Source organism: Synechococcus sp. BS55D, from assembly GCF_004332415.1.
Classification (GTDB): Bacteria; Cyanobacteriota; Cyanobacteriia; order PCC-6307; family Cyanobiaceae; genus Synechococcus_C.
Genome location: NZ_PHQT01000003.1, coordinates 176686 through 203272, shown reverse-complemented (window position 1 = coordinate 203272; position 26587 = coordinate 176686). Strand labels below are relative to the sequence as shown.

The following is a 26587-nucleotide window of genomic DNA, read 5'->3' as shown; positions in this document are numbered from 1 at the left end:
CACGGCATGCTGCTCAGCGATCGCCAACCCGAAGCAAACCCCTGGTTAAGGGTCGGCGCTCATCGAGCACAACTGCGCCTGCCGCCAGTGCGTCGGCAAGGGTGACGATCAATCGATAGGACAGCGCCACAGCAAGAAGCGGCGCCTCCGGCACGATGGCCCCCAGGCGCAGAATCAGCACGGCCTCAAACACCCCGAGCCCCCCCGGGGCAGCGGGTACCACCAGCCCGACGGTCCAAGCCAGCGCGAAGCCCGCCAGCCAGACCCCGATCGGATGCCCATCCGCCAGCGCAAAGGCCTTCACGCAGCACCAGAAACCACCGAAACGGCAGAGCACGAACAGCAGCTCCATGGCCAGCGGCCCCCAGGGATACCCACGACGGCCACTGCCCAGGACACCAGGGTCTGCACCCCCGAGCTCCGGAGCGGCCCGCTGCAGCTGCTTCCACTTCGCCCGCTCCAGACGCTGCAGCAGTGGTTCCCGCCAACGGGGCAGCAAGAGCAGGGCCGGCAGGGGTGTCAGCAGGGCGAGCCCCCCCTGCCAGCCACCGAAGGGCACCCAAAGCAGGGCAGCCACGGCCATCAGCATCGGTTCCAACAGCACCGACACCAGGGCTCGGTTGGTGCCGAGCTTGGGCTGAAGCGCCCGCAGACGATCGAGGAAATGGAAGATGCCGCCGGGCAGGTACTTGAGCAGATTGCTGCGGAGGTAGAGAGGCACCAGGGCAAGGTCGCCGGGCCTGTGGCCAAGCCAGTCGATCAGGGTGCGCCACGCCAAGCCATTGACCACCAAGCTCAGCCAACTCAGGCCCAGCCCCAACACCAGCCACCACCAACCGCGGCTACTAAGCCTGAGCTCCCTGAGGCCTTGGATATGCCCCGCAAGCGCCCAAACAATGAAGGCCAGGCTTGCCAGAGTCACCCAGAGCCGCAGGCCTCCGGGCAGCCCCCGCTTGGTCTGAAACACCCGCTTGGCCTGGTCGAGCCAACGTTTCACCATTGCCAGTCCTCCTCGGGCTCAAAGCAGTCCGCCGCTGACAAAACCACCTGCCGAACTGCATCAAGGGTCTGACCCGACTGAAGGCTGAGCCGTCTGAGTTCGTCATGCTCCACCTTGATGGTGCAATCACCACCAGGCCGCCGCACCTGCTTGACACGCACGGCTCCCCAGGGGGAGGGGCAATGACCGGACCGGCGGGCGAGCACCCAGCGTCCCTGAGGACGCTCCCTCAATCCCAGGGTTGGGCTGTCGCTGAGCCACAACCGTCGCAGCAACGGAGCCTGGGAGGGATGCACCAAGGCGGTGACTGCCATTCCCTGGCGGCCCTTCTGCATCTGTATCGGAGTGGTGCTCACCTCCAGGGCACCCGCCTGACGCAGTCGCTCAGCCAGCACCGCCAGATCTTCTGGGGTCTGATCATCCAACCAGGCCTCCTGCTGAATCAGGTCCTGCCAGTGGGCCTCCGGTGCGGCGGCCGACTGGGTGGAGCAGCGAATCAGGCGCAACAGGTTTGGACGGTCAAGACGACGCTGGCCCAGCCCCACCCCCACCGCCTCCACGGTGAACGCTCGAGGCTCCTGAAAGGCATCAGCCAGCACCGCCATCAACGCCAGGCCAGTGGGGGTGGTGAGCTCTCCTTCAGGGCACTCCTCACCGCCCCGGAGCGGTAGGTGATGGCAACGGGCCAACTCCAACACCGCCGGCACCGGTACCGGCAAACGCCCATGGGCGGTGGCCACCGAACCACGGCCGGCCGGCGGCGGCTTACAAAGCAGGCGCTCCGGAGCCAGATGCAACAGAGCGGCACAGACCCCCACCACATCCACAAGGCTGTCGATGGCTCCCACCTCGTGGAAGTGCACCTGGTCCTCGCTCACGCCGTGAACTCTGGCCTCGGCCGCGGCCAGGGCCGCAAACACCGCCAGAACCCGATCTCTGAGGGGCATCGCCAGAGCGGCTCCCTCGATCAACTGGCGCAGATCCCCCCAGCGGCGATGGGGCTGCGGTTCAGAGGTGAGGTCCACCGCTAGGCGCAGACCTCGCAAACCACCGCTGCTGGCCTCTTCAACCCGGAGCTCAAAGGCATCGGTCAGACCGAGCACGGCCAAAGGTTCCATCACCACAGCCCTGGGCACGCCGAGATCCAAACAAGCCGCCAGGAGCATGTCCCCCGCCAGACCCGTGGGGCAGTCGACCAGAAGCTCAGCCATCGCTTAGGCCATCGCCACTGATCTCATCCGTGGCCTGGAGGCTGACGGGTCCTGCGAGCAGCTGATCGCGCAGCAGCTCGAGCTGAGGCTGCTCTCGCCTCAGCTGCTGATCCACCTCCCGTCGGGCGCGGCGTTGTTCCCGTTGCGCTGTGTCGACATCGTGGCCAGACAGCCCCCAGAGCCGTCCGAGCAAGGCCCGATCATCGGCTCCACCGCGGGCCTTGCCGTAGAGCAGGGTCTCCGCCGCGATTCCAGCCTGCAGCACGCGACTCCAGCGCCGCAGATCCTCCAAGGGCATACGCACCGACTCAGGCAAGGCGAATTCCGTGGCTCCATTGCTCCGGAGCCCCGCTTGCAGACAGGCGCGGGTCCCCACCAGCACCCGAAGCACGGGCAGGGCCTCCGCCTGCGCCACCAGCAAATGGCCCGCCTCGTGGCTGGCGATTCGGCGCAACCGAGCCCGACCACCTGGAAGGGATTCCGCCAGCAGATGGCCGCCCAGCCCTTGCCACTGATAGGCATCAAGGGTGAGCCCCAGCAAACCAGCACCAAGACCGAGGGCGATCCAGGCGGGGGAAAGCCCGAGCAGCGGACCAAAAACAGCCAGACCGGTGGCCCCGGCCACGGCCACTCCGGCACTGCTGGCGGAAACGGGCGATGACGCCATCAGGCGCGGGCCGGTGGGCGGCTCCGTCCTCCCCCCTTCCGAGCCGCTCCGCCCCGCCCTTTGCCACCTCTGGTCGGCATTGGAGCGATCACCTCATGGGACTCCACATGCAGATCCTGCCCCTGACGGCGCACCTGCAGGCTGACGAAGTGGCGCAGAACATCCAGAGGGATCTCCCCCTTGAGCTGCAGTTTGAACGGAAGGGGGCGACTGCCGTCAGCACGTGGCTGCTGACGCACTTTCACCACCAAATCTCCCGTCTCCGGTTTGGTGAAGATCAATTCACCGCGAATTGAAAAGTAATCATCTCCCTCCGGAAGTTGATCAGCAGCAGCGGAGTCTTCAGGAGCTTCCTGGCCGGAATCGCCCGATTGGAGGGTGCTGGGTTCCCAGATCCCAGCAATCTGAAGGTGCAGATGCCCCGCTTCTCGGGACCGGGGATACACCACCCAGAGGTGAGGCACATCCATGGCCAGATGACGGCGCATCAGCGTCAGCATCCGACCGAGCACGACGGCTTCAAGCTCATGGCCCTGGTCATCCACCAGCAGGCCCCGGGTGAACTGATCGTCATCTTCCGGCCGATAGGTGGCGCGGACGAGACCGATGGCCCGGTATTGGAGCGGTTCGGTGACCGGGGGGATCGGATGGTCGCGCATCAGAAAAAAGGGCATCCATAAGCCCATCACAACTGTAGCCAGCACAGGAGAAGCCCCCCAGACTGAAACCGCTTTCATCCACCCAGCCAAGCGACGTGGCAGCCCGGCAACACAGTCGAAAACAATGGTTCCCATGGGCATGGGGTGCCGGGCTGGTTCTGGTGGCTGGCTGCGGCTGGATGCTCACCCAGATGCTGCAACCGCCCCCGTTGCACTCCGCCACCAGAGCCCAGATCGACCGTGAGGTCCAGGAGCTACTGATCCGCCGGCGCAAAGGCAGCCTTGATGGCGTTGAGGAGCGAAGACTTCTTGAACGCTTGATCGCCCTCGGCCGACATCCCGAAGCGATCAGCCTGGTGCGTCAGCAGCTGGAAAAGCAACCGAAACACTGGCGCTGGCGACTGCTCTACAGCCAGCTGCTGCTGCGTGCAGGCCAGCGGCGAGCGGCCGACCAGCAGCTGAACTTGCTGCTACGGCTTCAGCCCAACGAGCCTGACGTGCTCCAGATGAAAGCGCTGACAGATCTCAACCAGGGCAAAGGCAACGAGGCCATCGAGCTGATCAAGGTCCGAGTGCAAAGCCTCCCGAAACAGCAGCGGGTGCCCCTCGGATTGCTGTTGGCTGATCTCCAGCGCCAGACCGGTTCGCTCACGGATGCATCTGGCACCTACCTGACCCTGGCCCAGGACGCGCCAAACGATGCGCGTCCTCTCCTGGCCCTGGCGCTGCTGAGACAAGACCAGGGGAAATCCGCCGAAGCGCAGGAGCTGCTTCATCAGGCAAGCAAGCGTCAGACAGCTCAGGAATCAAGCCAACGACCGCTTCAGGGGTTGGCCACGCGCTGGGCCTTGGAGTCAGCTCGCAGCACCACCCCAGTGCGCATCGCCATGCCGGTGACGATCAAGGGTGCGTCCATCAAGGACGCATCGCAGGACCAACAGCAGGATTCTCCGTTGCATACCCCTTGAGTGCGGCATCGATCGCATCGGCCGGATCAGTCGCGTCGTTCATGGAGGTGGCCTGCCGCAGGCGATTCATCAGATCCATGGGATTGGTTGCCTCGATAGGAGATCCGCTATCGCGGTTGCCGGGAACCGTGTTGTAGATCTCCTTTTCCTGCTGGGTCTGATACCCACCGAGAGGACTCTGCGCCTGGGCTGCACCCCCCAGGAACACAGCTGGTGTGAAGACAACCACCGCAACGGCGGCTTGCAGAGCCTGCAGCACTCGCAACATCGTTGACCTGCGACGGTGCGGCAATGCTAAGGGTCTCCAACCGCGTCGGAATGCCCATGCAGATCGCCAGCTGGAATGTGAATTCGGTGCGCACCCGCCTGGAGCATGTGCTGCACTGGCTGGATCAGGCCCAGCCCGATCTGCTCTGCCTTCAGGAAACCAAGGTCGATGACCCTCAGTTTCCCCTGGAGGCCTTCACAGCCAAGGGCTACCACGTGGAGATTCATGGCCAGAAGGCCTACAACGGCGTGGCCTTGGTGAGCCGCACCGGGCTTGACGATGTGCGCTGTGGTTTCAGCGCCGAACTGAAGGAGGACGAGGAGGCTCTGGAACTGGGGGAGCAGAAGCGGGTGATCAGCGGAATGCTCGATGGTGTGCGCGTGGTGAACCTCTATGTGCCCAACGGCTCGGGGTTGAAGTCAGAGAAATACCCCTACAAACTTCGCTGGCTGGCTTGCCTGCAGCGCTATCTGGCGGCCATTCAGGCGCGAGAGGAACCACTTTGCGTCGTTGGGGACTTCAACATCGCCCTCGAAGCGCGGGACATCCACGATCCAGATCGGCTCACCGGCGGGATCATGGCGAGTGAGCCGGAGCGGACAGCCTTACGGAGCGCGTTAGGCGACAACCTCCAGGATGTGTTCCGCGTCTTCGAACCAGAGGCCGGCCACTGGAGCTGGTGGGACTACCGGAGCGGCGCCTGGGATCGCGACAGCGGCTGGCGAATCGATCACATCTATCTCAGCCCGGAGCTGCTCGCCCTCGCCAGAGGCTGCGGCATTCACAAGCGGGAGCGCGGCCGTGAGCAACCGAGCGACCATGCACCCGTCATGGTGGATCTTTGCTGGCCTCCGGAGGACGATGAGGAGGACGACAACGGCTGGAATGGCTAGTAGGCGATCAGCTCCACCCCCTCCCCCTGGGCAGGGGCTGAAAGCGTGACGCGCCGGCGAGCGGACTCCGCGCAGCTGCTGGGAGTCGGGAAGATTTTGCCTGGGTTGGCCAGGCCACTGGGATCGAAGGCAAGCCGCAGTCGACGCATCGTGGCCAGATCCTCCGGAGAGAACATCCAATCGAGGTAACAGCGCTTGTCAGCACCGACCCCGTGCTCGCCGGTGATGCTGCCGCCCACCGCAAGACAGGCCTCCAAAATCGCTGCCCCCAGCGCCTTGACCTTGGCATCTACGCCGGGTGCATCCCGCCGATAGAGGATGAGGGGATGGAGATTGCCATCTCCGGCGTGAAAGACGTTGGCAACGGGCAGCCCATGCTCCTTGCTGAGCCCCTCAATCGCTGCCAGCACGCTCGGCAGGCTGCTTCGCGGCACGACACCGTCCTGCACGTAATAGGTGGGCGAAATCTGACCCACGGCCGCAAAAGCCGACTTCCGCCCCTTCCAGAGCTGGGCCCGATCGGCAGCATCATCGGCACGTCGCACCCCCCGGGCCCCTGCCTCCCGGCAGAGGGCATCGGACTGTTCAGCAGCCACTGCCACCTCCTCAGCCTGACCATCCAGCTCGATCAACAACACCGCCGCTGCATCACGGGGGTACTCGTCATACCCAAACAGGTCATTGACGGCGTTGATCATGAAGTTGTCCATGATCTCCATCCCCGCTGGCAGCACCCCAGCGGCCGTGACCCGTCGCACCGCCTCGCCGGCTGACTCCATGGTGGGGAAATCGGCCAGAAGCACCGAGACGGTCTCCGGAGCCCTCAATAAGCGCAGGGTGATCGCCGTGGCGATGCCCAAGGTGCCCTCACTGCCAATAAAGGCACCACGCAGATCCAGTTCAGCGGCATCACTCAATCCACGACCCAACCGTGTGACCGTGCCATCGGGAAGCACCACCTCGAGCGCGAGGACGTGATTGCTCGTTACGCCGTACTTCAGGCAGTGCACCCCACCAGAGTTCTCAGCAACATTGCCGCCAATGCTGCAAACCACCTGACTGGAGGGATCCGGGGCGTAATAAAAGCCATCCCCGGCCACGGCGCGGGTGACCCAGCTATTGATCACTCCCGGCTCCACCGTGATCGTCTGATTCGGCAGATCCACCGCAAGAATCCGACGCATCCGGCTGGTGACCACCAGCAGGGCCTCCCTCTCAACGAGCGCACCACCCGAGAGCCCGGTCCCACTGCCGCGGGCCACAAAAGGGATCCGGTGCTGATGGCAGCAACGCAGGATCGAAGCGACCTGTTCTCTGGTCCTGGGAAGCACCGCCAGGGGAGGAGCCTGACGATCGATCGTGAGTCCGTCACAGTCGTAAGCCAGCAGCTCCTGACGACGACGAACAAGGGCATCCGGTGGCAGCAGACGGCTGAGATCACTGTCTAGAGCTGCCCAGTCGTGTGACAAGGGATCCACCGATTTCGCAGCCAACCTAGGCATTGATGGCCCCTGCACGCCTCCCCTCGAGTCACAGATCAGACGCATCTGACCGTTTTGGGTCAGGATGGCCCACGGTTTGCATCAGCCCGTTGGCTCCCGTCCCCGTGACAGCTCCCACCTTGAACACCTCCCGCTCCCAGGCCATCTTCAGTGCCGCTCAGGCTCTGATGCCTGGTGGCGTGAGCTCTCCGGTGCGCGCCTTCAAGTCGGTGGGCGGCCAGCCGATCGTGTTCGACCGGGTGAAGGGCTCCTATGCCTGGGATGTGGATGGCAATAAATACATCGATTACATCGGCAGCTGGGGACCGGCCATCTGCGGCCATGCCCATCCCGAAGTGATCAGCGCCCTGCAGGAAGCCATCGAAAAGGGCACCAGCTTTGGCGCTCCCTGCGCCCTGGAGAACACCCTCGCCGAGATGGTGATCGAGGCAGTGCCCAGCGTCGAGATGGTGCGCTTCGTGAACAGCGGCACCGAGGCTTGCATGGCGGTGCTGCGTCTGATCCGCGCCTTCACTGGTCGCGACAAGGTGATCAAGTTCGAGGGCTGTTACCACGGCCACGCGGACATGTTCCTGGTCAAGGCCGGTTCAGGTGTGGCCACCCTTGGCCTGCCCGACTCACCGGGGGTGCCCCGCAGCACCACGGCCAACACGCTCACCGCCCCTTACAACGACCTGGAGGCCGTCAAGCAGCTTTTCGCTGAAAACCCCGATGCCATTGCCGGAGTGATCCTGGAGCCGATCGTCGGCAACGCTGGTTTCATCACACCAGAACCTGGGTTCCTGGAAGGGCTCCGGGAGATCACCAAGGAACACGGCGCTCTTCTCGTCTTTGACGAAGTGATGACCGGCTTCCGCATCAGCTACGGCGGCGCCCAAGCCCACTTCGGTGTCACGCCCGACCTCACCACCATGGGCAAGGTGATTGGTGGCGGTCTGCCCGTTGGTGCCTACGGCGGACGCCGCGAGATCATGGAGATGGTGGCTCCCGCGGGGCCGATGTATCAGGCCGGCACCCTGAGCGGCAACCCCCTGGCGATGACGGCCGGGATTAAGACCCTTGAGCTGCTGAAGCAACCCGGCAGCTACGAGAAGCTCACCGCCAGCACCGAACGCCTGATCCAGGGCATCCTCGAGGCGGGCCGTGAAGCTGGACTACCGATCACTGGCGGCAGTGTCAGCGCCATGTTTGGCTTCTTCCTCTGCGAGGGTCCGGTTCGCAATTTCGAAGAAGCCAAGGCAGCTGATACCGAGCGCTTCGGCCGCCTGCATCGCGCCATGCTCGAGCGAGGGGTCTATCTCGCACCGAGCGCCTTCGAGGCGGGCTTCACCTCTCTGGCCCATAGCGATGCCGACATCGATGCCACCCTCGCGGCCTTCCGCGAGAGTTTTGCCGAAATCGCCTGAGAGCTGAGATCCTGGCGCTGCCGATCGTGCCTCACTCATGCAGCGCCTTCTGACGCGCCTTCTGGCGACCTCTTCAATTGGGCTGCTCAACCTCTGCTGTCCAGCGCAGGCAGGACCAATCCAGACGCTGCTTGGGCTTCCTGAATGGGTGGACTTCAGCGTCGACTACACAACAGAACCCATGGGGGGGCTGCTTGGGGGTGAGAACCCATCAGCCGCTACCTGGTTCCAACAGACGGTCGTGGGACTGACGATCGGCAGTGGTCTGGGCAAAGACACAAGCAACTGGCGCGAAATCGACCACTGGCAGGTGAACCTGGAGCTCACCAACGCCGCCGGCGACCCTGACCTCGCCACTGAACTGGGCTCCTTCTTCAACCCTCAGACGGTCGTGAATCCGGTGGGCACCTGGATCACCCAGGCGAGTGTCAGCCGCAATCAAGGAGATGGCTGGTGGAGTGCCCAGGCGGGCCTGATGTCGATTGGCCCTCAGTTCCTGACGGCACCAGCCCTGGACAACTACACCAACGCCACCCTCAACAACACCCTGAACGTGGCGATTCCCGGGGTGCCAATCAACCCTTTCGTGGCTCCCGGGATCACCGTGGCTGCCCACAGCAGCTCCCTAGGGGATCTGCGCTACGGCTACTACAACCTGGATTCTGAAACGGCCATTGCCGCCAGCCTCGGCGTGGATCCCGGGCAGCCTGATGTGCGCGGCAGCGTCCAGGTGCTCGAGTGGAGTCTCAATCCTCTGGCCCATCGGAAGGAGCTGTTGGCGCCGATCGAAGGCAGGGATGGCACCACGGTGGCCAGACAGCTGCCAGCACCGCTGCTGCAGCTGGGCGGAATGCTCTCCAACACCGCCTGGCCAGGAAGCGCAGGCACAGAGCTGGGTGAAGGGTTGAACCGGATCGTGTATGGAACGATCACCTGGCCCGTCACCCTGCCGATCGGGATCGATAACCGCCTCTGGCTGGCTGGCAATCTCGGCCTTGATCCCGCCAAGAACCCTGTGCCGAGCTTCGCCGCAGGGGGCTGGCTCTCCCAAGGTGTCCTGCCCAATCGTCCGGACGATGTGCTTGCGCTGGGTATCACCCGCAACAGCTTCAGCCCAACACTCAACCCCGGACTGACCTACGAAGGCGTGATCGAACTCAACTACTCCATCAACATCTCTGAGGTGGTGCAGGTGCAACCACTGATGCAGTGGCTGATCAATCCCTCAGGCAGCGGCACTGTTCCCGGAAGCTGGATTGGTGGTGTGCAGGTCAATCTGAACCTGTGACCAGGATCACAGGTCGCCTTCATGGAAGTCAGCGGAGCAAGGTGAGCATGAGAGGCAGACTGCAACACACCTCATGCAAAGATGCGGCCGTTGACGGAGAGTTCCCTGTCGTTCATCTGCCTGGACAGCCGCCCCTGCTTCTTTCACTGCTTGCTGACAGCAGGCCTAGCGATCACTGCGGCAACAGCCGAAGCCCATGCTGAAAGTGTGACCCTGCTGCTTCAGAACGGCGACAAGCTGACGGGAACACTGATCACGGAAGACAGCACCGAAACCGTCAAGGTGATTCTTCACCCCAACCTCGGGCGACTGGAGATTCAGGTCTCAGACCTGAAACCGACCGCAAAACCATCCCCTTGGTCGGGCAGCTTGGCTCTCGGTGTCAATGGCAGTAATTCCGACAATGACTTCTCAGCAGGGGGGACGGCCAGCCTCGCTACGCGCTACAAAACCAACAACGAGGAGCTGAGCTTCTCCGCCCAGGCCCAGCTTGAACTCTCCCGAGACAACGGCGAGACAACAAACACAACAGACACCAATCAGGGTGATGCGAACTTGCGCTACACCCGCCAGCTCAGTCCCCGCTTGAATGCTTACGCCGCCAGCGTCTTTGATTACGACACACTCAATGACGTGGGTTCCAACACCCTGACGAACAGCGTTGGGCTTGGCATCGATGTCGTGAAGACCAAAACCACCACGATCAATCTGTCGGCGGGCCCATCACTCCAGAGCATCTGGGGTGGCAGCAACTGCGACACCTCGGCGACCTGCGGAGTCAACCTGGCGGGTGGCAGTGCTCGGGCCAGTTTGAACTGGACACCAAATCAACACTTCAACCTGCTGGTAAGCAATCAGTTCAACGGGGCCTACCTCAATGGCATCTCCCCAAGCAACACCTTCAGCGGCACCTTAAAGATTTTCCCTACTGGAAGCAAAAAGCTCTTCACTGCACTAACCGGAAAAACAATCTACAACTCGTTAACGCTACCGAAAGTCAACAACAGCTTCTCCGTGCAGGTGGGCACACAATTCAACTGAATTCAAACCAGGCTCTCTCAGCGATAGTTCTCAAACTGCAGGGGAACATCCAACTCCTCCTCCTTCGTTTTCAGCAACTGAATCGCCTGTTGCAAGTCATCCTTGCTCTTTCCGGTGATGCGCAGGCTCTCTCCCTGAATCGCCACCGTCACCTTCTTGAGTTCATCGCGCACAATCTTGCTCAGTTTCTTAGCAATCTCCTGACTGAGGCCTTTGCGCAATTTCACCACCTGCTTCACCCGGTTACCACCCACGGCCTCCGGCGTCTGGAAATCAAAGATCTTGAGGGAAAGATTGCGCTTCGTGGCCTTGGTACGCAGCACATCCTCCACTGCCTGGAGCGTCATATCGCTGGCGGTGGTGATCACCACCTCGGTTTCCTCCAGCTCAATCTCCGTTCCCGAGTCCTTCAGGTCGTAACGGGTACCGATATCCCGACGCACCTGGTCGAGGGTATTCACCAGCTCCTGGCGGTCGAAATCCGAGACCACATCAAAGGAAAAGGTGCTGGCCATGGCATTCATCCGGTTGCCCGCAGCTTAGAAAAGGGCACTGCAACCGGCCGCCGATGCCTTTGACCAGCCTGTTCACCGCCAGTTCCGCGGCACCCTATGCCTGGTCGGTGTTGCTTTCAGGGGCCGTTGTCGTCCTAAGCATCGTGCCCCTTGGAGCCGCCCGCTCCCAGGCGGATTTCACCATGGCCGACATGGGTGCGCCCCGGGCGATGTTCGAACGCCTGCCCATTTGGGGACGACGGGCCAGCTGGGCCCACCAGAACAGCTTCGAAGCCTTCACTCTCCACGCTCCCGCTGCCCTGCTCTGTGTGATCGCAGCTCTGCACAGCGGATCACTTCCCAACACCGCGATCACAGCGGCTTTGCTTCAGCCGCTCCTTCGTCTCCTCTACATCGGGGCCTACGTCGGCAATGTGCCGCCCCTCCGTGGTCTCTGCTGGGCCAGCGCCTTGCTATGCACAGGCACGCTGTATGTCGAAGGTCTCCGCGCTCTGCTCGCCACTGCCTGAAGCCTCAACGGGTAGCTATCAGGCCGCAAGTCCATCCAGCCCGGAGTCACCGGCTTCGGCCTGGGCAGCCCGATGGATCGCTTCGATCTCAGCAGCTGCCGCGCAATAGGCAGTCCAACCGAGCATGCGCCGACTGTCAGCCCGACCACGATCATCCACCGCGTCCATCACGATGCTTCCCTGTACCTCAGCCTTATCAAAGGCTGCCAGCAGAGGGATCTCAGCCCTGAGAACTTGCAACCCAAAATCCACCAGGATTGCCTTGGCTTCGTGGGCTTGCCGCTGCTTACGCGAGTCGACTTTCACCATCAACACACAGGCTGGCACCTCTTTGCTGCGCAACATTGAGGCCAGCTCAATCGTGAGTTCAACCGATCGAGCCTGCGGGGTTGTCGGCAGAACAATCAGATCAGATCCCTCAGACAACCTGTTCAACTCGTCATCCTGACTACTGGCCTGACCATCGGTCACAACGATGTCGGCAGCACGGGTCGCCTTGGCCGCCGCCTCGATGGGAACCACCGAGAAATCAAGCAACCCCCTGGCTCCATAGGCCGTCGCTGATCGATTGCGATCAGCATCAACAAGGCAGACATTGAATCCTCGTCTTGCCCAGACCGCAGATAAATGCACACTTGTGCAGGTTTTGGCGACCCCTCCCTTCTGACCAAAGACGGTGAGAAACATAAAAAACAACTGCTTTGCAGCAGCCTGATGCGCCTGAGTTTCGAAATCTTGTCTAGCGGTTTTTTCTAAAGCGTGCGTAGCACAAACAACCAACCACCACCCGCTCTCTATCCCTGCTGAAACTGCTTGAGTGCCGCCAGCAAGGAGGCGGGCGACTGGGGATCCACCATCAGCACACTGCCGGCTGGGGCCTCGGCCAACTGTTCACCCATCGCCATCCAATCCTTCGCCAACATCAACCGCATCGCTTCGGCAGCCTTCGGGTTCGCTTCCAGGGCACGGGCCAGCTCCAGGGCAGCCTCCGCCTTGGCTTTCGCCAGCAGTTCCTGCTGCTTCACCTGGGCTTCTGCATCGAGCAGCAGCGCTTCTTTCTGGGCCCGGGCATCCAGCACCAAAGCCTCCGCACGGCCGCGGGCCTCATTCAGCTGAGATTCCTTCTCGCCCTCGGAGCGCAGGATCGCCGCGCGCTTCTCCCGCTCCGCCGTCATCTGCGCCTCCATCGCCTGCTTCACACCCGGTGATGGATTGATGTCGCGCATCTCCACCCGGGTCACCTTCACACCCCAGGGGTCCGTGGCCTCATCCAGTTCCTTCAGCAACAACTCATTCACCTCACTGCGGGTGGTGAAGGTCTGATCAAGATCCAGCTTGCCCATCTCGGCCCGGATCTGGGTGAGCACCAGATTGACCATCGCCGCCTGAAGATTGTCGACGGCGTAATAAGCGCGGGGGTGCTCGAGCAGCTGCCAATACACCACGGCATCCACTTCGATCGACACGTTGTCGCGGGTGATGCAGAGCTGAGGGGGGATATCCAGCACCCGTTCCTTCAGCGATTCATGGCTCACCACTTTCTCCACCACCGGCAGCACGAAGGACAAGCCCGGCTGCAGTTCACGGTCGTATTTGCCAAGGCGCTCCACCAGACGAGAACGGCCTCCGCTGGTGACCTTGACGCTTCCGCTGCCCAACAGGGCAATCAACACCAGCGCCGGCAGACCGAGAAAGGCTTCCATCCCTTGAGCACCCACTTCCCGGACCCTACGGACAGTGCCTCGAGCCGGCAACACTCTGCCGATCAAGGCCGGGGACTGCAGAGTGGGGATTCAGAACCACAAACCGCCCGCCGATGCCCCCGTTCTGGATTCCACTGATCTGGCTCCTGATCGCTGGGGGACTTCTAAGCCTGGAATTGGCCCAACCCAGCTTCGACGGCTTGATGGTCGCGGCCCTTGCAGCACTGCTGCTCTCTCTGCTGACGGCCCTGACCCCTCTGCCTCTGCTGGTGCAGATTCTGTTGTTCCTGGTGCTGACCGTCGTCGGCACCATTTGGCTCAGCCGCTGGTCGGCTCGCCGCAATCCACGTCCTGGCCAGGAGCGCCAACGGGAGGATCTGGCTGAAGTGATCAGTGCTATCCCCCCGGGCGGCGAAGGTCGGGTGCGCTGGCATGGTCAGAGCTGGGCCGCCAGCTCCTTGGATCTCGACCAGGCAATCAGCCACGGCGACCAGGTGCTCGTCGTGGGGCGGGACGGTACCCAGCTGCAGGTCATCGCCCGTTTCCGGCCCTGAACGTCAGTCGAAGAACAGAAGACTCACAACCTTGCCCATGTCCTCCGCACTGCGGCAGCTGTTCAGCAGGGTTTCGCTGTCATGGAAGGCCAGACAGATCAGCTGGTCACAGCGGTTGATGATGTCCTGATTGCAGAGACTGCTGGCCATCGGCAGGGGCAGATCGTCATGCTCGGGCTTCTCAATCAGATGCAGCACCCGTTCGAGCTGATCGCGGATCTCCGGTGATTGCCGATCGAGGCTCTGGGGCAGGAGCACCGTGAGGCGCGCGGGGTCGACTTCGAGCACACCGCGGATGACCGCGGCGTTGACCCCCTGGGCTCCTGAGGTCATCAGGGAGTGCCCCTCCTGGGCCAGAGAGCGGGCGATCAGTTCGATCAGATGGATGGCCACCACTGGCACATGGCGGCTCCCAAGAATTGCGATCCGCCGTTTTCCCTTGTCCTGAAGCAGGGCCAGTTCCTGGGCCAGGGTGTCCACCCGATCGAGGGCAGGTAGGTCAAGGGAGCGGCTCAAGGACATCCCGCCGATTTGAAATTGAAACTAGCAGTGCCAAAAGGATTGTCAGGCCGACTGGTCGAGGGCGGAGAAAATGCGATCCAGTTGACAGTGCTCCTCCACGAGCCGGAAGGCATACGTGGCCTTCACCGCCTCATGCAGACGGACATGCCCGAAGGCTTGTTCAATCACTTCCACTGTGGCGAGCGTGTCGCTCTCCACCTTCAGGAGCGGCACCTCCAATTCATCGGCGCGACTGATCAGCTGGGGCAGGGGCTCGCCGGCACCGGTCAAGATCAGACACTGGGTGGACGCCTCAAGGGCGGCCAGCTGAATATCGGTACGATCCGCGCCCGTCACCACGGCCATGTTGCGGCGTCGACGGAAGAACTCCATGGCGGAGTTCACATTCATGGCGCCAATGCTCAGGGTCTCCACCAGGAGTTCAAGCCGCTCCTCACAGCAGATCACCCTTGCATCGAGACGACGCACGAGTTCTCCGACGGTGACACTGCGCAGCAGGGGCGAACGAGGCATCACGCCAAAGACCTGCAGGCCAAGCCCCTCGAGGGCGGGCACCACATGACGCTGGAGTTCATCCACTTCATCAGGGGTGACGGCATTCAGCACGATGCCCATCAGGCGATCACCGAGCTGGTCACGGGCCGCGAGCAGAGCATCAACGCTGCGGCTGTCCTGCCAAAGATGCACGAGCACCACCGGTGCCTGAAGGCCCTGGGCCAGCTGCACAAGGCTGAGTCCATAAAGCAGACCTTCGTGAAGACTGCCTGCTGCCTCCAGCAAGGTGACCCCGTCCTGATGCTGAGAGAGCTCGTTCCGCAGCTGAATGAAACCATCACCGGCGGCGAGCTGGCCCTGGGCGAGGCGTGCATCCGCCGTGACCGGCGACAGCAGATGCAATGAGGGGATCAGCTGACCATCACCAAGACCCAAGGTGCTGCCGACGAAGCGCACATCGTCATCGATGAGCGGATCGGGGAGCGGCCCTGCGGAGGGACTCCACTCGAGGCTGGTGGCCAGCGGTTTGCCGAACCGCACCTGGCGGCCACCACTCGCGAGGGCTCTAGCCAAACCCAGCACTAAGGCGGACTTCCCGCTGAAAGGTTCACAGGATCCGATCAGCAAGGTGTTGCCCATGACCCGACCCGGCGCGCTCTTGGTGTTGCAATGTAGAGGTCTTCGCCTCCCGCTTCCAGCAGCAACCACTGCCAGAAGCGATCGGGGAGCTCAAGCCGATCAGAACGATCACCGCTTTCCATCAACCAGTCCATCAGCTGATGGGCGGGAACGGAGAAGCGGTAGGCGAGCGGCGGCTCCGCCTCAATGTTGAGTGTGCAAGCGGTGATTTCCAGCGGTGCCCGGACCGGTTGCCAGCGCAGATCGAACCGGTGAGGAGAGGCCTCCATGAGACTCCGCACACCGCGGACCTCCCCCCCCGGCCAATAGGCCAGAACCCGCAGCAGGTCTTGCTCTCGACTGCGACCGCCGCAGTAGGGAGCGAACAAAGCCATCTGAGCATCGAGGGATGGTGTAGGCACGAATCCCGCCAATCCCCCAAAGCATGCCCCAAGCTGGAGCAATGGCCCAGAGCAGCTCCCTCCCATCCGCCGTCGACCACCAGCGTTGGCAGGGTCGCCGGATTGGCATCACCGGTGCCCAGGGAGCCCTGGGCCAGGCCCTGAGCCGTCGATTTCAGGCCCAAGGCGCGCACGTGGTGGGCCTGACGCACCGAGAGCCCCCCTGCAATGCGGCAAGCGCAACCACGGCAAGTCAGAGCTGGGTGCAGTGGCACTGTGGCCGCGAGCAGGAGCTCGCACCCGTTCTGGCCCAACTGGATCTGCTGGTGCTCAACCACGGGATCAATCCCGGGGCTGACCAGCGCAGCCTCACCCTCAATCGCGCCCTGGAGGTGAACGCCCTGAGCAGCTGGCGACTGCTCGAGCACTACGAGCGGATCGCCGCGGAGCTGCCTCCCGGCTCCGAGCCACGGGAGGTTTGGGTGAACACCTCGGAGGCGGAGATCCAGCCCGCCTTAAGCCCCGCCTATGAACTGAGCAAGCGTCTGCTCGGACAACTGGTGAGCCTCCGCTGGAGTGAGCATCAGCGCAGCCCAATCCCAACCTTGCGCCTACGCAAGCTCGTGCTGGGACCGTTCCGATCCGAACTGAATCCCATTGGCGTGATGTCAGCCGATTGGGTGGCGGGACAAGTGATCCTGCAGGCCGGGCTCGGACTGCCACTGGTGATCGTGACCCCAAACCCCCTGACTTATCTGCTGATGCCCCTGAGCGAACTAGGGCGGGCCGCTTACAACAGGCTGATCAGCAATCGCCCCGATCGGTGAGGATCTCGCAGCCATCGGAAGTGACCACGATCGTGTGCTCCCACTGCGCGGAGAGACTGCCGTCCTGGGTTACGACGGTCCAACGGTCTTTCAAGGTTCGACAGCGCTTGCTGCCTGCATTGAGAATCGGCTCCACCGCAAGCGTCATCCCCGGCCGCAGGGTCACGTTGGGCAACTCATCGGTGCGGAAATTGAACACGGACGGTTCTTCGTGGAGATTGCGGCCAACGCCGTGTCCCGTGTAGTCCTCCACCACGCTGAATCCATTCGCCTTCACGTGGTCTTCCACGGCACCTGCAATGTCAAGCAGCGTGTTGCCGGCCTTGATCTGAGCCAGTCCAGCCATCAGCGACTCCTGGGCAACACGACTGAGAGTGCGGGCTTGCTCAGGCACCTCGCCGACGCAGATGGTGACGCAGCTATCACCGTGGTAGCCCTCGAAATACGCACCGGTGTCGACCTTGAGGAGATCCCCCTTGCGGATCACCCGTTTGGCACTGGGAATGCCATGCACCACCTCGTTGTTGATGCTTGCGCAGATACTGGCGGGGAACCCGTGATAGCCCTTGAAACTGGGGGTAGCACCGAGCTCGCGGATCCGTCGTTCGGCGAGGGCATCGAGATCAGCGGTGGTCTGACCGGGTTCCACCGACGCCATGATCTCGCGCAGCACGGACGCCACGATGCTGCTGGCCCGGGCCATGATCTTCAGCTCGCGGGCTGATTTCACTTCCACACCACGGCGCTGCTGGATCCGAGGTCCAGTCGCCGTGGCCTTGGCACCGCCAGAGGCTGCCAGCAGGTCAGCAAACAGATTCATCAAACGTTGGCGGTAACCCGCGACAGATAGTCGATTCCGTCACGCTATCAATGTTGAACGCGAGGAGGAGGTTGATTGGTCTGGCTGCGCAGCATCCGCCAATGGCATCGCTGGCTGGCGCCCTTCGTTTTGTTGCCACTGCTGCTCACCGTTGGCTCAGGGGTGGGCTACCGGTTGGCAAGAGACTGGGCAGGTTTCAGTCGGGACCAGGTGCACTGGCTGATGGTGCTGCATGAAGGTGAGTGGCTGGGCCCCAAGCTGGAACCCGTGCTGGTGCTCCTGAATGGCCTTGGGCTCCTCTGGATGCTGATCACCGGCGCGACGATGCTCGTTCAGCAGTGGAGACGACCGTTCGGAACGGCATCAAGGAAGCAAGGGGAGGCGAAAGGGTAAGCTGGTTGTTTGGCGTGTTTACCCGGAGCTGGGATGGCAGCGGATCCGAAAGAGACCTCCCCGAAGGAGGAAGCCACTGAGGTGGTGACAACCGAGAGCGAGGTCACTGCCACCGCAGTGGAAGAGCCTGCAGCCGTTGCAGGCAAGCCTGAGACTCCTGCAGCAAAAGCAGTGGCCAAGCTCGGAGCAGAAGCTCTGATCCGGGAGTTTGAAGCCGCACAACTGAAATCCGAGCTTCCTGACATCTACGTGGGCGACACCGTTCGCGTGGGCGTGCGCATCAGTGAGGGCAACAAAGAACGTGTTCAGCCCTATGAAGGTGTTGTGATCGCCAAGCGCCATGGCGGCCTCAATGCCACCATCACCGTGCGTCGGATCTTCCAGGGCATCGGCGTGGAACGTGTGTTCATGCTTCACAGCCCCCAGGTGGCCTCCATCAAGGTGGAACGCCGCGGTAAGGTACGCAGGGCGAAGCTTTTCTATCTGCGAGACCGGGTGGGCAAGGCCACTCGTGTGAAGCAGCGCTTCGATCGCTGAGGCTCCGGCCTCGTTCAATCCAATGCCATCGCTTCGCGGTGGTCGAGGGGTCCATCGCCTTGCGCCGTTAGTTCAGTTGGTAGAACGCAGGTCTCCAAAACCTGATGTCGGGGGTTCAAGTCCTCCACGGCGCGTCCGATGACCCCTCATGCAGTTTCCCGGTTTTGAGCATGGAGTTGGATCTACAACCTGGTGATGTCGTCAAGGTGCTTGAGTCAGCCGCTCTCGGCTGGGTTCGTGCCCGTGTGATCCGTGTCAAATCCGGTGGTCGCGTGGTTGTTCAAAGTGACCAGGGTCGTGAATTCACTGCCCGCGGTAACCAGGTGCGCCTGATTGAACCCGCCGGCTTCCGACCCTGACGGATCGGAATTCAAATCTCACGAGGTTCTGCCGCCCGGCAGGACCTTTTTTATGCCTGGTTTATGCCGTCATGCCTTGGGTCTCCAGGGGTTGTTCCGGCTGCTGAACGCTCAACTCTTCAGCGACTGGCAAGGTCAACGTTGGCCAGAGGTCAGGATGACGCTCAGCCAGCTGAAGGCAGCGTTGCCGCAGAGAAGCCAGCAGCTTTTGGATGAGGGCTTCATCCTTCAAATCACGCCGGACCACCAGAGCTTCACCGCTGGTCAGCCCTAGGTGGTAATCCAGCCGCACCAACCCCGGCATCACATTCAGTGCCAGACAGTTGGCGTAGGTCAACGTCACCTGATCTTCCGTGCGCCCTTGCCAGAACTCCGGCCTGTAGCGCTTCATACGCACACGGATCCGCCAAAGACCCTGACGGCGAAGAATCGCCTCAGTGCGAGGGAACATCCCTGCCGGCAGGGCAAGGCTCGGGAAAGCGCTCAGATCCTCCTCGGTCAGTTCAGCCTGATGCGCCAAGGGGTGATCCACGGCAGCAACCAAATGGACTGCTGTGGCACAGAGATCAAAGACCGCAAGGTCTGGATCATCCACTGGCAGATCGGGTTGATAACTACCGATCCAGGCGTCGATCACCCGCTCCCGCAGGAGTTGCAGCGGGCGAGCCATACCCACATGGGTTGCGACTCCCCCCTCCCAGCCTTCGGGGAGAGGATCGAGGAAGGCTGGGACTGCCCAGCAATTGGCCTCAATCCGTGCAGGAGCCATGCCGTGGCGCAGTCGCGACAGTTGATGGACGCGACGCTCCATCAGCAGCAGGCCCTGGTCGCCCCGGAGCTGCCACTCCCCAGCCTGGCGATGGCACGACAGGCCGAAGAGCGCCAGGGTCTGACTGTTGTTACGCGACACCGTGCTCTGAGAACAGTGCAGGCGGGTGGCTGCCTGCTCGCCGGAACGCAGCCAAAGCTGGTAATCCAGCATCCTCAACGCATCAACCGAGAGCATCCGAAAGCCGAGCAACCAGTAGCGCTTCCTTTATGTCACCCGTGCCCCCCTTCATCTGAATCGATGAAGGCGAATTCGCCGATTCATTCGAGATCTGCATAAAACCAGCGCTCGATTGCCCTCGAGACCGATGAGTTGACGGAGGGCAGGGCGGAGGTCGATACTTTCTTGGTCGCGCAGGCGACACAGGTCAACCGCTCAGGGCATGAAGTCCTGTCGATGGTCAGCCTGGGACCGTAGTTCAATTGGTTAGAGCACCGCCCTGTCACGGCGGAAGTTGCGGGTTCGAGCCCCGTCGGTCCCGTTCCAAACCTTCTGCCAGCAGTGTCCGTTCGCGTTCGTCTGGCCCCCAGCCCCACGGGAACCCTTCACATCGGCACGGCTCGCACCGCGGTGTTCAACTGGTTATTCGCTCGGCGGATGGGCGGCTCCTTCCTGATCCGCATCGAAGACACCGATCGCGAGCGCTCCAAGCCGGAATTCACCGCCAACATCCTCGACGGCCTGCAATGGCTCGGTCTCGATTGGGATGATGAGCCCGTGGTGCAGAGCACCAGGATCGAGGAGCACCGGCAGGCGATCCAGACCCTGCTCGAACATGGTCTCGCCTACCGCTGCTACACAACGGAGGAGGAGCTCAATGCCCTGAGGGACCGTCAACGGGCGGCAGGCCAGGCCCCGCGTTACGACAACCGCCATCGCAATCTCAGCCCTGAACAGGAGGCCGCATTCCAGGCCGAGGGCCGAACTGCTGTCATCCGTTTCCGCATCGACGATGGTGCATCGATCACTTGGACAGACATGGTCCGCGGCGCCATGCGCTGGAGCGGTGCTGACCTCGGCGGCGACATGGTGATCGCCCGACGGGCCCCCGCCGATGCAATCGGCGATCCCCTCTACAACCTTGTGGTGGTGGTCGATGATGCCGCCATGGCGATCACCCACGTGATCCGCGGCGAAGATCACATCGCCAACACCGCCAAGCAACTGCTTCTCTACGAAGCCCTGGGCCTCGAAGCCCCCCAGTTCGCCCACACCCCGCTGATCCTCAATGCCGAGGGGCGCAAGCTCTCCAAACGGGATGGGGTGACCTCCATCAGCGACTTCCGTGCCATGGGCTACACCGCAGAAGCCCTGGCCAATTACATGACCCTCCTCGGCTGGTCCGTTCCCGAAGGGATGGAGGAGCGTTTCAGCCTCGCAGATGCGGCCTCCGTGTTCAGTTTTGAGCGGGTCAACAAGGCCGGTGCCCGCTTCGACTGGGACAAGCTCAACTGGCTCAATGCCCAGGTGCTGCATGGATGGCAGGCGCCGCAGCTGCTTATGGCCCTCTCCCCCCTCTGGCAGGCGCAGGGATGGACTTTGCCTGCGGATCAGGCCTGGCAGGAGGCCCTGGCTGAGCTGCTGGGACCGTCTCTCACCCTGCTGAACGACGGCATTGAGCAGGCGCGGCCCTTCTTCATCGAACCCGACCTGGAGGCCGATGCCCTGTCTCAACTGGACCAGGAGGGAGCTCGACCGGCGCTGGCAGCCCTCAACGCGTTGCTGGAGTCAGCCCCCTGGGATGGTTGCGACAGCGAGCGCGGGCAAGCACTGCTGAAAGAGGCGGTTGACCAGGCCGGGGTGAAGAAAGGGCTGCTCATGAAGAGTCTGCGCGCCGCCCTGCTGGGACGGCTTCAAGGCCCTGACCTGATGACCACCTGGGGGCTACTGGCCAGGATCGGGCACGACCGGCAACGCCTTCAGCGCTGCCTCTGAATCGGCAGCTGCGGAATCGGCATTCGCACCCACCGTTTCGTCCTCGTCAGCAGCAATCAGACCAAGCATCCGAGCCAGCGGTTGAGCGGTCAGTCCCTGGAGGCCAACGGTCATCAGGATCGTCAGAAAAACAAGGCCCTGGAGTCGTCCGGCACCCAGCACACCGGCCTGCTCCAGGCGGATCGCAAACAAAGACGCCACCGCCGCGGTGACGATGCCACGGGGTGCCAACCAGCTCAGGAACAATCGCTGTCGCCAGTCGAGTGGAAGGCCAACCGTGGCCACGCTGACCGCCACCGGCCGCACTAGCACCATGAGCACCAGCACACAGCTGATGCCTCCCCAGCCGAGCGGGCTTAGCTCCGCCCAGGAGACATCTGCGGCGAGGAGTGGGAACAACATCGTGATCGCCAGCCTTGCCAGCTCACGGATCAGAGCATCGAGCTGGGCCGCATCGGTGGAGGGCCTGCGGCCCACGACCACGCCAGCAGCCACAGAAGCGGGGAGCCCGGATTCGGGCAGCAGCCATTCGCAGGCCCCAAACATCAGAAAGAGAACCCCCAGGGTCAGCTGCAGGCGCAACCCCACCGCCGGATCCGGTTTGAGCCGTTGCAGCGCCTCTGACAGCAGCCAGCCGCAGGCCACACCAATCAACACACCACCACCCAGTCGGGAGAGCAAGCCAATGGCCAACTCCCGCCATCCATGCAAATCACCCAGCAACAACTCCAGCAGCAGCAGGGCCAGCACCGCCCCAACCGGCTCAAGCACCAGCCCCTCCGCCTCCAAGACATCCCCCAGAGGAGGGGCGAGCCGAATCTGCTGCACCAACGGCGTCACAACGGTGGGCCCTGTCGCCAGCACGATCGCGCTGTAAACCGCTGCCACCGACCAACCGAGCCCAGCCAGCCAGTGGGCTGCCAACAGGCCCGCAGCAAGCGAAAGCAGCAGACGGATCAGAGAGATCCGCAACACGGTCGTTTTGATCGTGTCTCCCGGCAGCCGCAGGTTCAGCCCACCGTCGAAAAGCACCAAGCTGACCAGCAGCCCCACCACCGTCTCGAGCCCCTGGCCGAGATCGAGCGGTTCCACCAGGCCTAGGCCGGAGCGGCCAATGAGCAGTCCAGAGAGGAGCAGTAGGACGACTCCCGGCAACCCCGAAAGTGCTGACAGGAGCCTGGCAGCGGCACCCGCGAACACGGTGACGCCCCAGAGCAGTCCCAGCCGCTCAGGCGTCATCGATCGAGGTGAACTGAGGTTCCACCCGAAGGCCTATGACTGCGTCGGGACGCACCACCAGATACTCCCCCTCCAGATCTCCGAGCGGCACGTTCACGAATCCCCCATTAGGGGAAGCATTCACCAGCCCCTGGTACCACTGCTGGAACTGCTCCAGGCTGGGGAAATGGACCATCTCGGTCTGTCCCCCCATCAGATGGAGGGACACCGCATAACGACGGGGTTGACGAGTCATCTGCGAACCGTACCTCCCTGAGCCCTCGGCACAGGATGACGAACCTGCGGCTCCTCTGCCTGGATCCAAGGTTGCAGCAGCTGGCCAGCAGGGAGGTAGAGGGGATGGCGGGGATAGCCCCCGCGTGTGAGACCGAGCACACCAGGGGGGCCCCCACCGCATGCCTGACGCTGGGGGAGCAGGCCACGCAGCAGCGCGAGCAGCCTCTGATCCCGGTCATGGAGTCCACCGGCAGCCCCCCAGCCCAGCCAGAGATCCCACTGCTGCGGCGCCAGAGACCAGCGACGTAACCAGGCCTTGAGCACGGCATCATTGGCCCGCCCTACCGGTTCTGCGCTGCGTCGCAGCACCGCTGGTGAAGGGGTCACCAGGGCAAAAAGATTGAGCACCACGAGCCGTCCGTAGCCCCAGGACCGAGCGAAGCCTTGCAGTCGCCGCAAGGTTGGGTCATCCCTCTCTCCATCCGCACGGGAGGGGTTGAGGCCGATGAAGATCAGGCTGGGGGCCTGGCCGCCACCAAGACTGCGGCTCAGGATCCAGCGGTAGCGCCTGCAGGCACTGAAGACAGTTCCACTGACAGCCGTCCCACTCTCAGCGCTCGAGCAGGGCAAGCGATGCCTCCAGAATCCGGCGGCTGGCCTGACCATCGCCGAAGGGATTCACAGCCCGGGCCATGGCCTCATAGGCCTTGGAATCACTCAGCAGCCGGGAGGCTTCAGCGGCAATCGTGGCCGCGTCAGTGCCAACCAGGCGAGCGGTGCCAGCATCCACAGCTTCCGGTCGCTCGGTGGTGCGTCGCAGCACGAGCACGGGCTTGCCCAGGGCAGGGGCTTCCTCCTGCAGGCCGCCTGAGTCGGTGAGCAGCAGCGTGCAGCCCTTCATCGCAGCCACCAACCGGTCGTAGTCGAGCGGTTCAGTGAGCACCACGCGCGGATGCGCCCCCAGCAGTGCCTGCAGAGGTTCACGCACGGTGGGATTGCGATGCAAAGGCAGAAGCAGGGCCGCATCGGGATGGTCCTCCAGCACCTGCAGCATCCCGGCAGCGATCGAAGCCAGGCGATCCCCCCAGTTCTCACGACGGTGGACCGTGGCGAGGATCACCCGCTGCCGCTCCCAATCGATGGGCAGATCGGACAGGAGGGGAGCCCGCTCGGCCATCCGCAGCAGGGCATCGATCACGGTGTTACCGGTCACCATCACCTGGCCCACCACACCGGAAGCTTTGAGATTGGCTTCGGAGCGCGTGGTCGGGGCGAAGTGCAGCTGGGCGACCTGGGAGATCAAGCGTCGATTGGCCTCCTCAGGAAAGGGATCCAGCAGGTTGTCGGTCCGCAAACCAGCCTCCACATGGCCCACGGGGATCTGCTCGTAAAACGCAGCAAGAGCAGCAGCGAAGGCCGTGGTGGTGTCCCCCTGCACGAGCACCAAGGCCGGGGGGAACGCCTGGAAGTCGTCGCGGAGGCCCTGAAGTGCTGCACAGGTCACATGGGTGAGGGTCTGACGCGGCGCCATCAGATCGAGATCGCGGTCGGCCTTCAGACCGAACAGGTCCATGACCTGAGTCACCATCTCCCGGTGCTGCCCGGTGAGGACCACACGGGTCTCCAGGCAATCGCAGGCCTGAAACTCCTGGATCACCGGGGCGAGCTTGATCGCTTCCGGCCGGGTTCCCAGGACGATCGTCACCCGCGGCAGACCTGCCATACAGCGCTAAAGCCGATGAATCAAGCCGGATCCTATCGGTGATTTCAGCCCCCCTCAGCAGCAACGACTTGCCAGATGCGCTGTGCTGGCGAAGCTGAAGGGAGGTCCTCGATCAGGAATGGGAGCCGCCGACCACACGCAGGATCAACAACAGGGCAATGCCCACGGACAGGCCAAGCATCGCCAAGCGTCCGTTCCAAATTTCCGCCTGAGGCGTAAAGCCACGACGCCAGGCGTTGAGCTCACCACCAGCCACCGTGCTGGGCCCAGGTCCGCCAGCGTCAGTTGAGGAATGATCCTGCTCAGAAGGAGCGGAATCAGGTCTAGGTGCTGATGCCATGACTCCGCTTCGGTGGAAGAAATTCTAAGGACGACGGATCAGAACGGTGGTGGCGAAGCCATGAGGGCATCCGCATCCTCCAGCGGCCAGCGGGCTGCCACGCCGAGGCCAAGGCGACTGGCCGCAGTGGAGCGTTGCAGGCGCTGGAGCGCTGCTGCTCCCACCATGGCGGCGTTATCGGTGCAGTAAGCGAGCGGGGCGATCTGGATCGATACCCCCAAGGCCTGGCCCCGGTCGGTCATGAGTGCACGCAGACGACGGTTGGCGGCAACCCCACCGACCATCACCAGGCGATGAAGGCCCTGGTCGCGGCAACAGCGCAGGCTCCGTTCCACCAACACATCGGCTACCACCTGTTCGAAGCTGGCCGCGAGATCAGCCCAGGGAGGCTCGGCGCCATCGGCGCGGCAGGCCTCCACCTGCCGCAACATCGCCGTCTTCAAACCGCTGAAGGAGAAGTCATAGGGGTAATAGCCACCACCGGGTTTCGACACCCGACCCTTGGGCAGCTGAAAGCGGGAGGAATCCCCGGCCACTGCCAAGGCCTGGATCGCCGGCCCACCTGGATAGGAGAGACCCAGAAGGCGAGCCACCTTGTCGAAAGCCTCGCCAGCAGCATCATCGTGGCTGCGGCCAAGCCGATGCATGCGCCCCTCCAGATCCACCCGGATCAGCTCCGTATGACCACCACTCACAAGCAACACCAGGTAGGGAGGCTCTGGCGGAGCCTCCCCAAGGGCAGCGGATGCGAGATGAGCCTCCAGATGGTGAATGCCTAGAAATGGCAATCCGTGGAGAGCCGCCAGGGTGCGCGCCGTGATCGAACCGACCATCAGCGCCCCCACGAGCCCGGGAGCAACGGTCGAGGCCACAGCATCCATCGCATCCATGGAGAGCCCCGAGGACGCCAGCGCTTGCTCGACAAGAAAGGGCAACGCCTCCACATGCCTTCGCGAAGCGATCTCGGGCACCACCCCACCCCACTGGGCGTGCTCCTCCACCTGGGAGCTGATGCCGTGGGCCAGAACCTCGATTCCTACGTCTGTCTGCCGCACGATGGCGGCGGCCGACTCGTCACAACTTGTTTCGAGGGCCAGCAGTGTTGTCATCCGGTTGGTCAGCCTCCCCTACTGTCCGCTAGTGACATCC

32 protein-coding genes and 2 tRNA genes are annotated in these 26587 nt (G+C 62.9%); 14 read left to right on the top strand and 20 right to left on the bottom strand.

Translation table 11 applies throughout. The annotated features are described in order from the left end of the window. Window positions 1–13 precede the first annotated feature (13 nt). The 4 genes from CWE16_RS07930 to CWE16_RS07915 are packed head-to-tail and all read right to left on the bottom strand — an operon-like array spanning window position 14 to window position 3537. Entirely contained in the window at window positions 14–1000 is a 987-nt protein-coding gene (locus CWE16_RS07930) for a lysylphosphatidylglycerol synthase domain-containing protein (protein ID WP_131594467.1), read from the bottom strand. Further along, a complete protein-coding gene (locus CWE16_RS07925; protein ID WP_131594465.1) occupies window positions 994–2211 on the bottom strand; it encodes a LarC family nickel insertion protein in 1218 nt (405 codons plus the stop codon). The genes CWE16_RS07930 and CWE16_RS07925 overlap by 7 nt, the downstream gene beginning before the upstream one ends. Continuing rightward, complete coding sequence (locus CWE16_RS07920; RefSeq protein WP_131594463.1) at window positions 2204–2878, bottom strand: hypothetical protein; 675 nt, start codon at window positions 2876–2878, stop codon at window positions 2204–2206. The genes CWE16_RS07925 and CWE16_RS07920 overlap by 8 nt, the downstream gene beginning before the upstream one ends. Further along, window positions 2878–3537 carry a hypothetical protein gene (locus tag CWE16_RS07915; protein ID WP_131594877.1) on the bottom strand — a complete coding sequence of 220 codons (660 nt, stop codon included), beginning with the start codon at window positions 3535–3537 and terminating at the stop codon, window positions 2878–2880. The genes CWE16_RS07920 and CWE16_RS07915 overlap by 1 nt, the downstream gene beginning before the upstream one ends. Before the next feature lie 161 nt (window positions 3538–3698). Here CWE16_RS07915 and CWE16_RS07910 point away from each other — a divergent pair, with 161 nt between their 5' ends. Next, window positions 3699–4505, top strand: coding sequence for a tetratricopeptide repeat protein (locus CWE16_RS07910; RefSeq protein ID WP_153188431.1), 807 nt, complete (start codon window positions 3699–3701; stop codon window positions 4503–4505). Here the strand turns inward: CWE16_RS07910 and CWE16_RS07905 are convergent. Then, window positions 4453–4773 carry a hypothetical protein gene (locus CWE16_RS07905; protein ID WP_236629644.1) on the bottom strand — a complete coding sequence of 107 codons (321 nt, stop codon included), beginning with the start codon at window positions 4771–4773 and terminating at the stop codon, window positions 4453–4455. The genes CWE16_RS07910 and CWE16_RS07905 overlap by 53 nt on opposite strands. A gap of 56 nt (window positions 4774–4829) precedes the next feature. Between CWE16_RS07905 and xth the strand changes: the two genes are divergently transcribed. After that, entirely contained in the window at window positions 4830–5666 is an 837-nt protein-coding gene (xth, locus tag CWE16_RS07900) for an exodeoxyribonuclease III (RefSeq protein WP_131594873.1), read from the top strand. Here the strand turns inward: xth and CWE16_RS07895 are convergent. Further along, the gene (locus CWE16_RS07895) at window positions 5663–7135 is read right to left on the bottom strand and encodes an FAD-linked oxidase C-terminal domain-containing protein (protein WP_131594460.1); all 1473 of its coding nucleotides are present in this window, start codon (window positions 7133–7135) and stop codon (window positions 5663–5665) included. The genes xth and CWE16_RS07895 overlap by 4 nt on opposite strands. 137 nt (window positions 7136–7272) lie before the next feature. Between CWE16_RS07895 and hemL the strand changes: the two genes are divergently transcribed. The 3 genes from hemL (at window position 7273) to CWE16_RS07880 (ending at window position 10903) form a co-directional block, all read left to right on the top strand. Further along, window positions 7273–8574 (top strand): glutamate-1-semialdehyde 2,1-aminomutase, encoded by a 1302-nt coding sequence (gene hemL / locus CWE16_RS07890; protein ID WP_131594458.1) that lies wholly within the window; start codon window positions 7273–7275, stop codon window positions 8572–8574. Window positions 8575–8611: 37 nt separating this feature from the next. Continuing rightward, window positions 8612–9862, top strand: coding sequence for a carbohydrate porin (locus CWE16_RS07885; protein WP_131594456.1), 1251 nt, complete (start codon window positions 8612–8614; stop codon window positions 9860–9862). A 90-nt stretch (window positions 9863–9952) separates the two neighbouring features. Further along, a complete protein-coding gene (locus tag CWE16_RS07880) occupies window positions 9953–10903 on the top strand; it encodes a DUF481 domain-containing protein (protein ID WP_161567575.1) in 951 nt (316 codons plus the stop codon). Window positions 10904–10920: 17 nt separating this feature from the next. Here CWE16_RS07880 and CWE16_RS07875 read toward each other — a convergent pair whose 3' ends face one another. Next, window positions 10921–11418 carry a YajQ family cyclic di-GMP-binding protein gene (locus CWE16_RS07875; protein ID WP_131454578.1) on the bottom strand — a complete coding sequence of 166 codons (498 nt, stop codon included), beginning with the start codon at window positions 11416–11418 and terminating at the stop codon, window positions 10921–10923. A 53-nt stretch (window positions 11419–11471) separates the two neighbouring features. Here CWE16_RS07875 and CWE16_RS07870 point away from each other — a divergent pair, with 53 nt between their 5' ends. After that, window positions 11472–11927, top strand: a complete 456-nt coding sequence (locus tag CWE16_RS07870; protein ID WP_131594452.1) for an MAPEG family protein — start codon at window positions 11472–11474, stop codon at window positions 11925–11927. Window positions 11928–11945: 18 nt separating this feature from the next. Here CWE16_RS07870 and CWE16_RS07865 read toward each other — a convergent pair whose 3' ends face one another. Beyond that, the gene (locus tag CWE16_RS07865) at window positions 11946–12614 is read right to left on the bottom strand and encodes a ParA family protein (protein WP_131594450.1); all 669 of its coding nucleotides are present in this window, start codon (window positions 12612–12614) and stop codon (window positions 11946–11948) included. Between the two features lie 107 nt (window positions 12615–12721). Continuing rightward, a complete protein-coding gene (locus CWE16_RS07860) occupies window positions 12722–13630 on the bottom strand; it encodes an SPFH domain-containing protein (protein WP_131594448.1) in 909 nt (302 codons plus the stop codon). 113 nt (window positions 13631–13743) lie between these two features. Between CWE16_RS07860 and CWE16_RS07855 the strand changes: the two genes are divergently transcribed. After that, window positions 13744–14184 carry an NfeD family protein gene (locus CWE16_RS07855; RefSeq protein WP_131594446.1) on the top strand — a complete coding sequence of 147 codons (441 nt, stop codon included), beginning with the start codon at window positions 13744–13746 and terminating at the stop codon, window positions 14182–14184. A 3-nt stretch (window positions 14185–14187) separates the two neighbouring features. On the opposite strand, the gene CWE16_RS07850 is transcribed toward CWE16_RS07855, so the two are convergent. From CWE16_RS07850 to ebsA, 3 genes are read right to left on the bottom strand one after another with little or no spacing between them, the layout of a single operon-like run. Further along, a complete protein-coding gene (locus CWE16_RS07850) occupies window positions 14188–14706 on the bottom strand; it encodes a DNA recombination-mediator protein A (protein WP_131594444.1) in 519 nt (172 codons plus the stop codon). A 42-nt stretch (window positions 14707–14748) separates the two neighbouring features. Continuing rightward, complete coding sequence (locus CWE16_RS07845; RefSeq protein ID WP_131594442.1) at window positions 14749–15840, bottom strand: phosphotransacetylase family protein; 1092 nt, start codon at window positions 15838–15840, stop codon at window positions 14749–14751. Continuing rightward, window positions 15822–16241: a type IV pilus biogenesis protein EbsA gene (gene ebsA, locus CWE16_RS07840; RefSeq protein ID WP_201737975.1), complete on the bottom strand. Its 420-nt coding sequence runs from the start codon at window positions 16239–16241 to the stop codon at window positions 15822–15824. Before ebsA ends, CWE16_RS07845 begins: the two co-directional genes overlap by 19 nt. Window positions 16242–16282: 41 nt before the next feature. Here ebsA and CWE16_RS07835 point away from each other — a divergent pair, with 41 nt between their 5' ends. After that, window positions 16283–17047: an SDR family oxidoreductase gene (locus CWE16_RS07835; RefSeq protein WP_236629643.1), complete on the top strand. Its 765-nt coding sequence runs from the start codon at window positions 16283–16285 to the stop codon at window positions 17045–17047. On the opposite strand, the gene map is transcribed toward CWE16_RS07835, so the two are convergent. Then, window positions 17025–17867, bottom strand: a complete 843-nt coding sequence (gene map, locus CWE16_RS07830) for a type I methionyl aminopeptidase (RefSeq protein ID WP_131594438.1) — start codon at window positions 17865–17867, stop codon at window positions 17025–17027. The two genes, CWE16_RS07835 and map, sit on opposite strands and share 23 nt — an antisense overlap. Before the next feature lie 75 nt (window positions 17868–17942). On the opposite strand from map, the gene CWE16_RS07825 reads away from it, so the two are divergent. The 4 genes from CWE16_RS07825 to CWE16_RS07810 all read left to right on the top strand — a co-directional run bounded on the left by CWE16_RS07825 (window position 17943) and on the right by CWE16_RS07810 (window position 19156). Continuing rightward, window positions 17943–18260, top strand: coding sequence for a PepSY domain-containing protein (locus tag CWE16_RS07825; protein ID WP_131594436.1), 318 nt, complete (start codon window positions 17943–17945; stop codon window positions 18258–18260). A 33-nt stretch (window positions 18261–18293) separates the two neighbouring features. Next, complete coding sequence (rplS, locus tag CWE16_RS07820) at window positions 18294–18797, top strand: 50S ribosomal protein L19 (RefSeq protein ID WP_131454587.1); 504 nt, start codon at window positions 18294–18296, stop codon at window positions 18795–18797. 61 nt (window positions 18798–18858) lie between these two features. Continuing rightward, a tRNA-Trp gene (locus CWE16_RS07815) sits at window positions 18859–18931 on the top strand. A gap of 36 nt (window positions 18932–18967) precedes the next feature. Then, window positions 18968–19156, top strand: coding sequence for a hyperconserved protein Hcp (locus CWE16_RS07810; RefSeq protein ID WP_006043540.1), 189 nt, complete (start codon window positions 18968–18970; stop codon window positions 19154–19156). Window positions 19157–19217: 61 nt separating this feature from the next. Here CWE16_RS07810 and CWE16_RS07805 read toward each other — a convergent pair whose 3' ends face one another. Further along, on the bottom strand, window positions 19218–20138 hold the full coding sequence (locus CWE16_RS07805) for a LysR family transcriptional regulator substrate-binding protein (protein WP_236629642.1): 921 nt from the start codon (window positions 20136–20138) through the stop codon (window positions 19218–19220). 254 nt (window positions 20139–20392) lie between these two features. Here CWE16_RS07805 and CWE16_RS07800 point away from each other — a divergent pair. Both CWE16_RS07800 and gltX read left to right on the top strand, forming a co-directional pair. After that, a tRNA-Asp gene (locus CWE16_RS07800) sits at window positions 20393–20466 on the top strand. A 20-nt stretch (window positions 20467–20486) separates the two neighbouring features. Then, window positions 20487–21920 carry a glutamate--tRNA ligase gene (gene gltX / locus CWE16_RS07795; protein WP_131594432.1) on the top strand — a complete coding sequence of 478 codons (1434 nt, stop codon included), beginning with the start codon at window positions 20487–20489 and terminating at the stop codon, window positions 21918–21920. Here gltX and CWE16_RS07790 read toward each other — a convergent pair. The 6 genes from CWE16_RS07790 to tsaD form a co-directional block, all read right to left on the bottom strand. Further along, window positions 21870–23159 carry a cation:proton antiporter gene (locus tag CWE16_RS07790; protein ID WP_131594430.1) on the bottom strand — a complete coding sequence of 430 codons (1290 nt, stop codon included), beginning with the start codon at window positions 23157–23159 and terminating at the stop codon, window positions 21870–21872. The genes gltX and CWE16_RS07790 overlap by 51 nt on opposite strands. Continuing rightward, the gene (locus tag CWE16_RS07785) at window positions 23149–23394 is read right to left on the bottom strand and encodes a hypothetical protein (RefSeq protein ID WP_131454591.1); all 246 of its coding nucleotides are present in this window, start codon (window positions 23392–23394) and stop codon (window positions 23149–23151) included. Before CWE16_RS07785 ends, CWE16_RS07790 begins: the two co-directional genes overlap by 11 nt. After that, window positions 23391–24005 carry a DUF1643 domain-containing protein gene (locus CWE16_RS07780; RefSeq protein WP_236629641.1) on the bottom strand — a complete coding sequence of 205 codons (615 nt, stop codon included), beginning with the start codon at window positions 24003–24005 and terminating at the stop codon, window positions 23391–23393. Before CWE16_RS07780 ends, CWE16_RS07785 begins: the two co-directional genes overlap by 4 nt. Beyond that, window positions 23986–25098 carry a non-hydrolyzing UDP-N-acetylglucosamine 2-epimerase gene (gene wecB / locus CWE16_RS07775; RefSeq protein WP_131594426.1) on the bottom strand — a complete coding sequence of 371 codons (1113 nt, stop codon included), beginning with the start codon at window positions 25096–25098 and terminating at the stop codon, window positions 23986–23988. The genes CWE16_RS07780 and wecB overlap by 20 nt, the downstream gene beginning before the upstream one ends. A 112-nt stretch (window positions 25099–25210) precedes the next feature. Continuing rightward, the gene (locus tag CWE16_RS12265) at window positions 25211–25438 is read right to left on the bottom strand and encodes a high light inducible protein (protein ID WP_236629640.1); all 228 of its coding nucleotides are present in this window, start codon (window positions 25436–25438) and stop codon (window positions 25211–25213) included. Between the two features lie 38 nt (window positions 25439–25476). After that, a complete protein-coding gene (gene tsaD, locus CWE16_RS07765) occupies window positions 25477–26547 on the bottom strand; it encodes a tRNA (adenosine(37)-N6)-threonylcarbamoyltransferase complex transferase subunit TsaD (RefSeq protein WP_131594424.1) in 1071 nt (356 codons plus the stop codon). Between the last annotated feature and the right edge of the window lie 40 nt (window positions 26548–26587).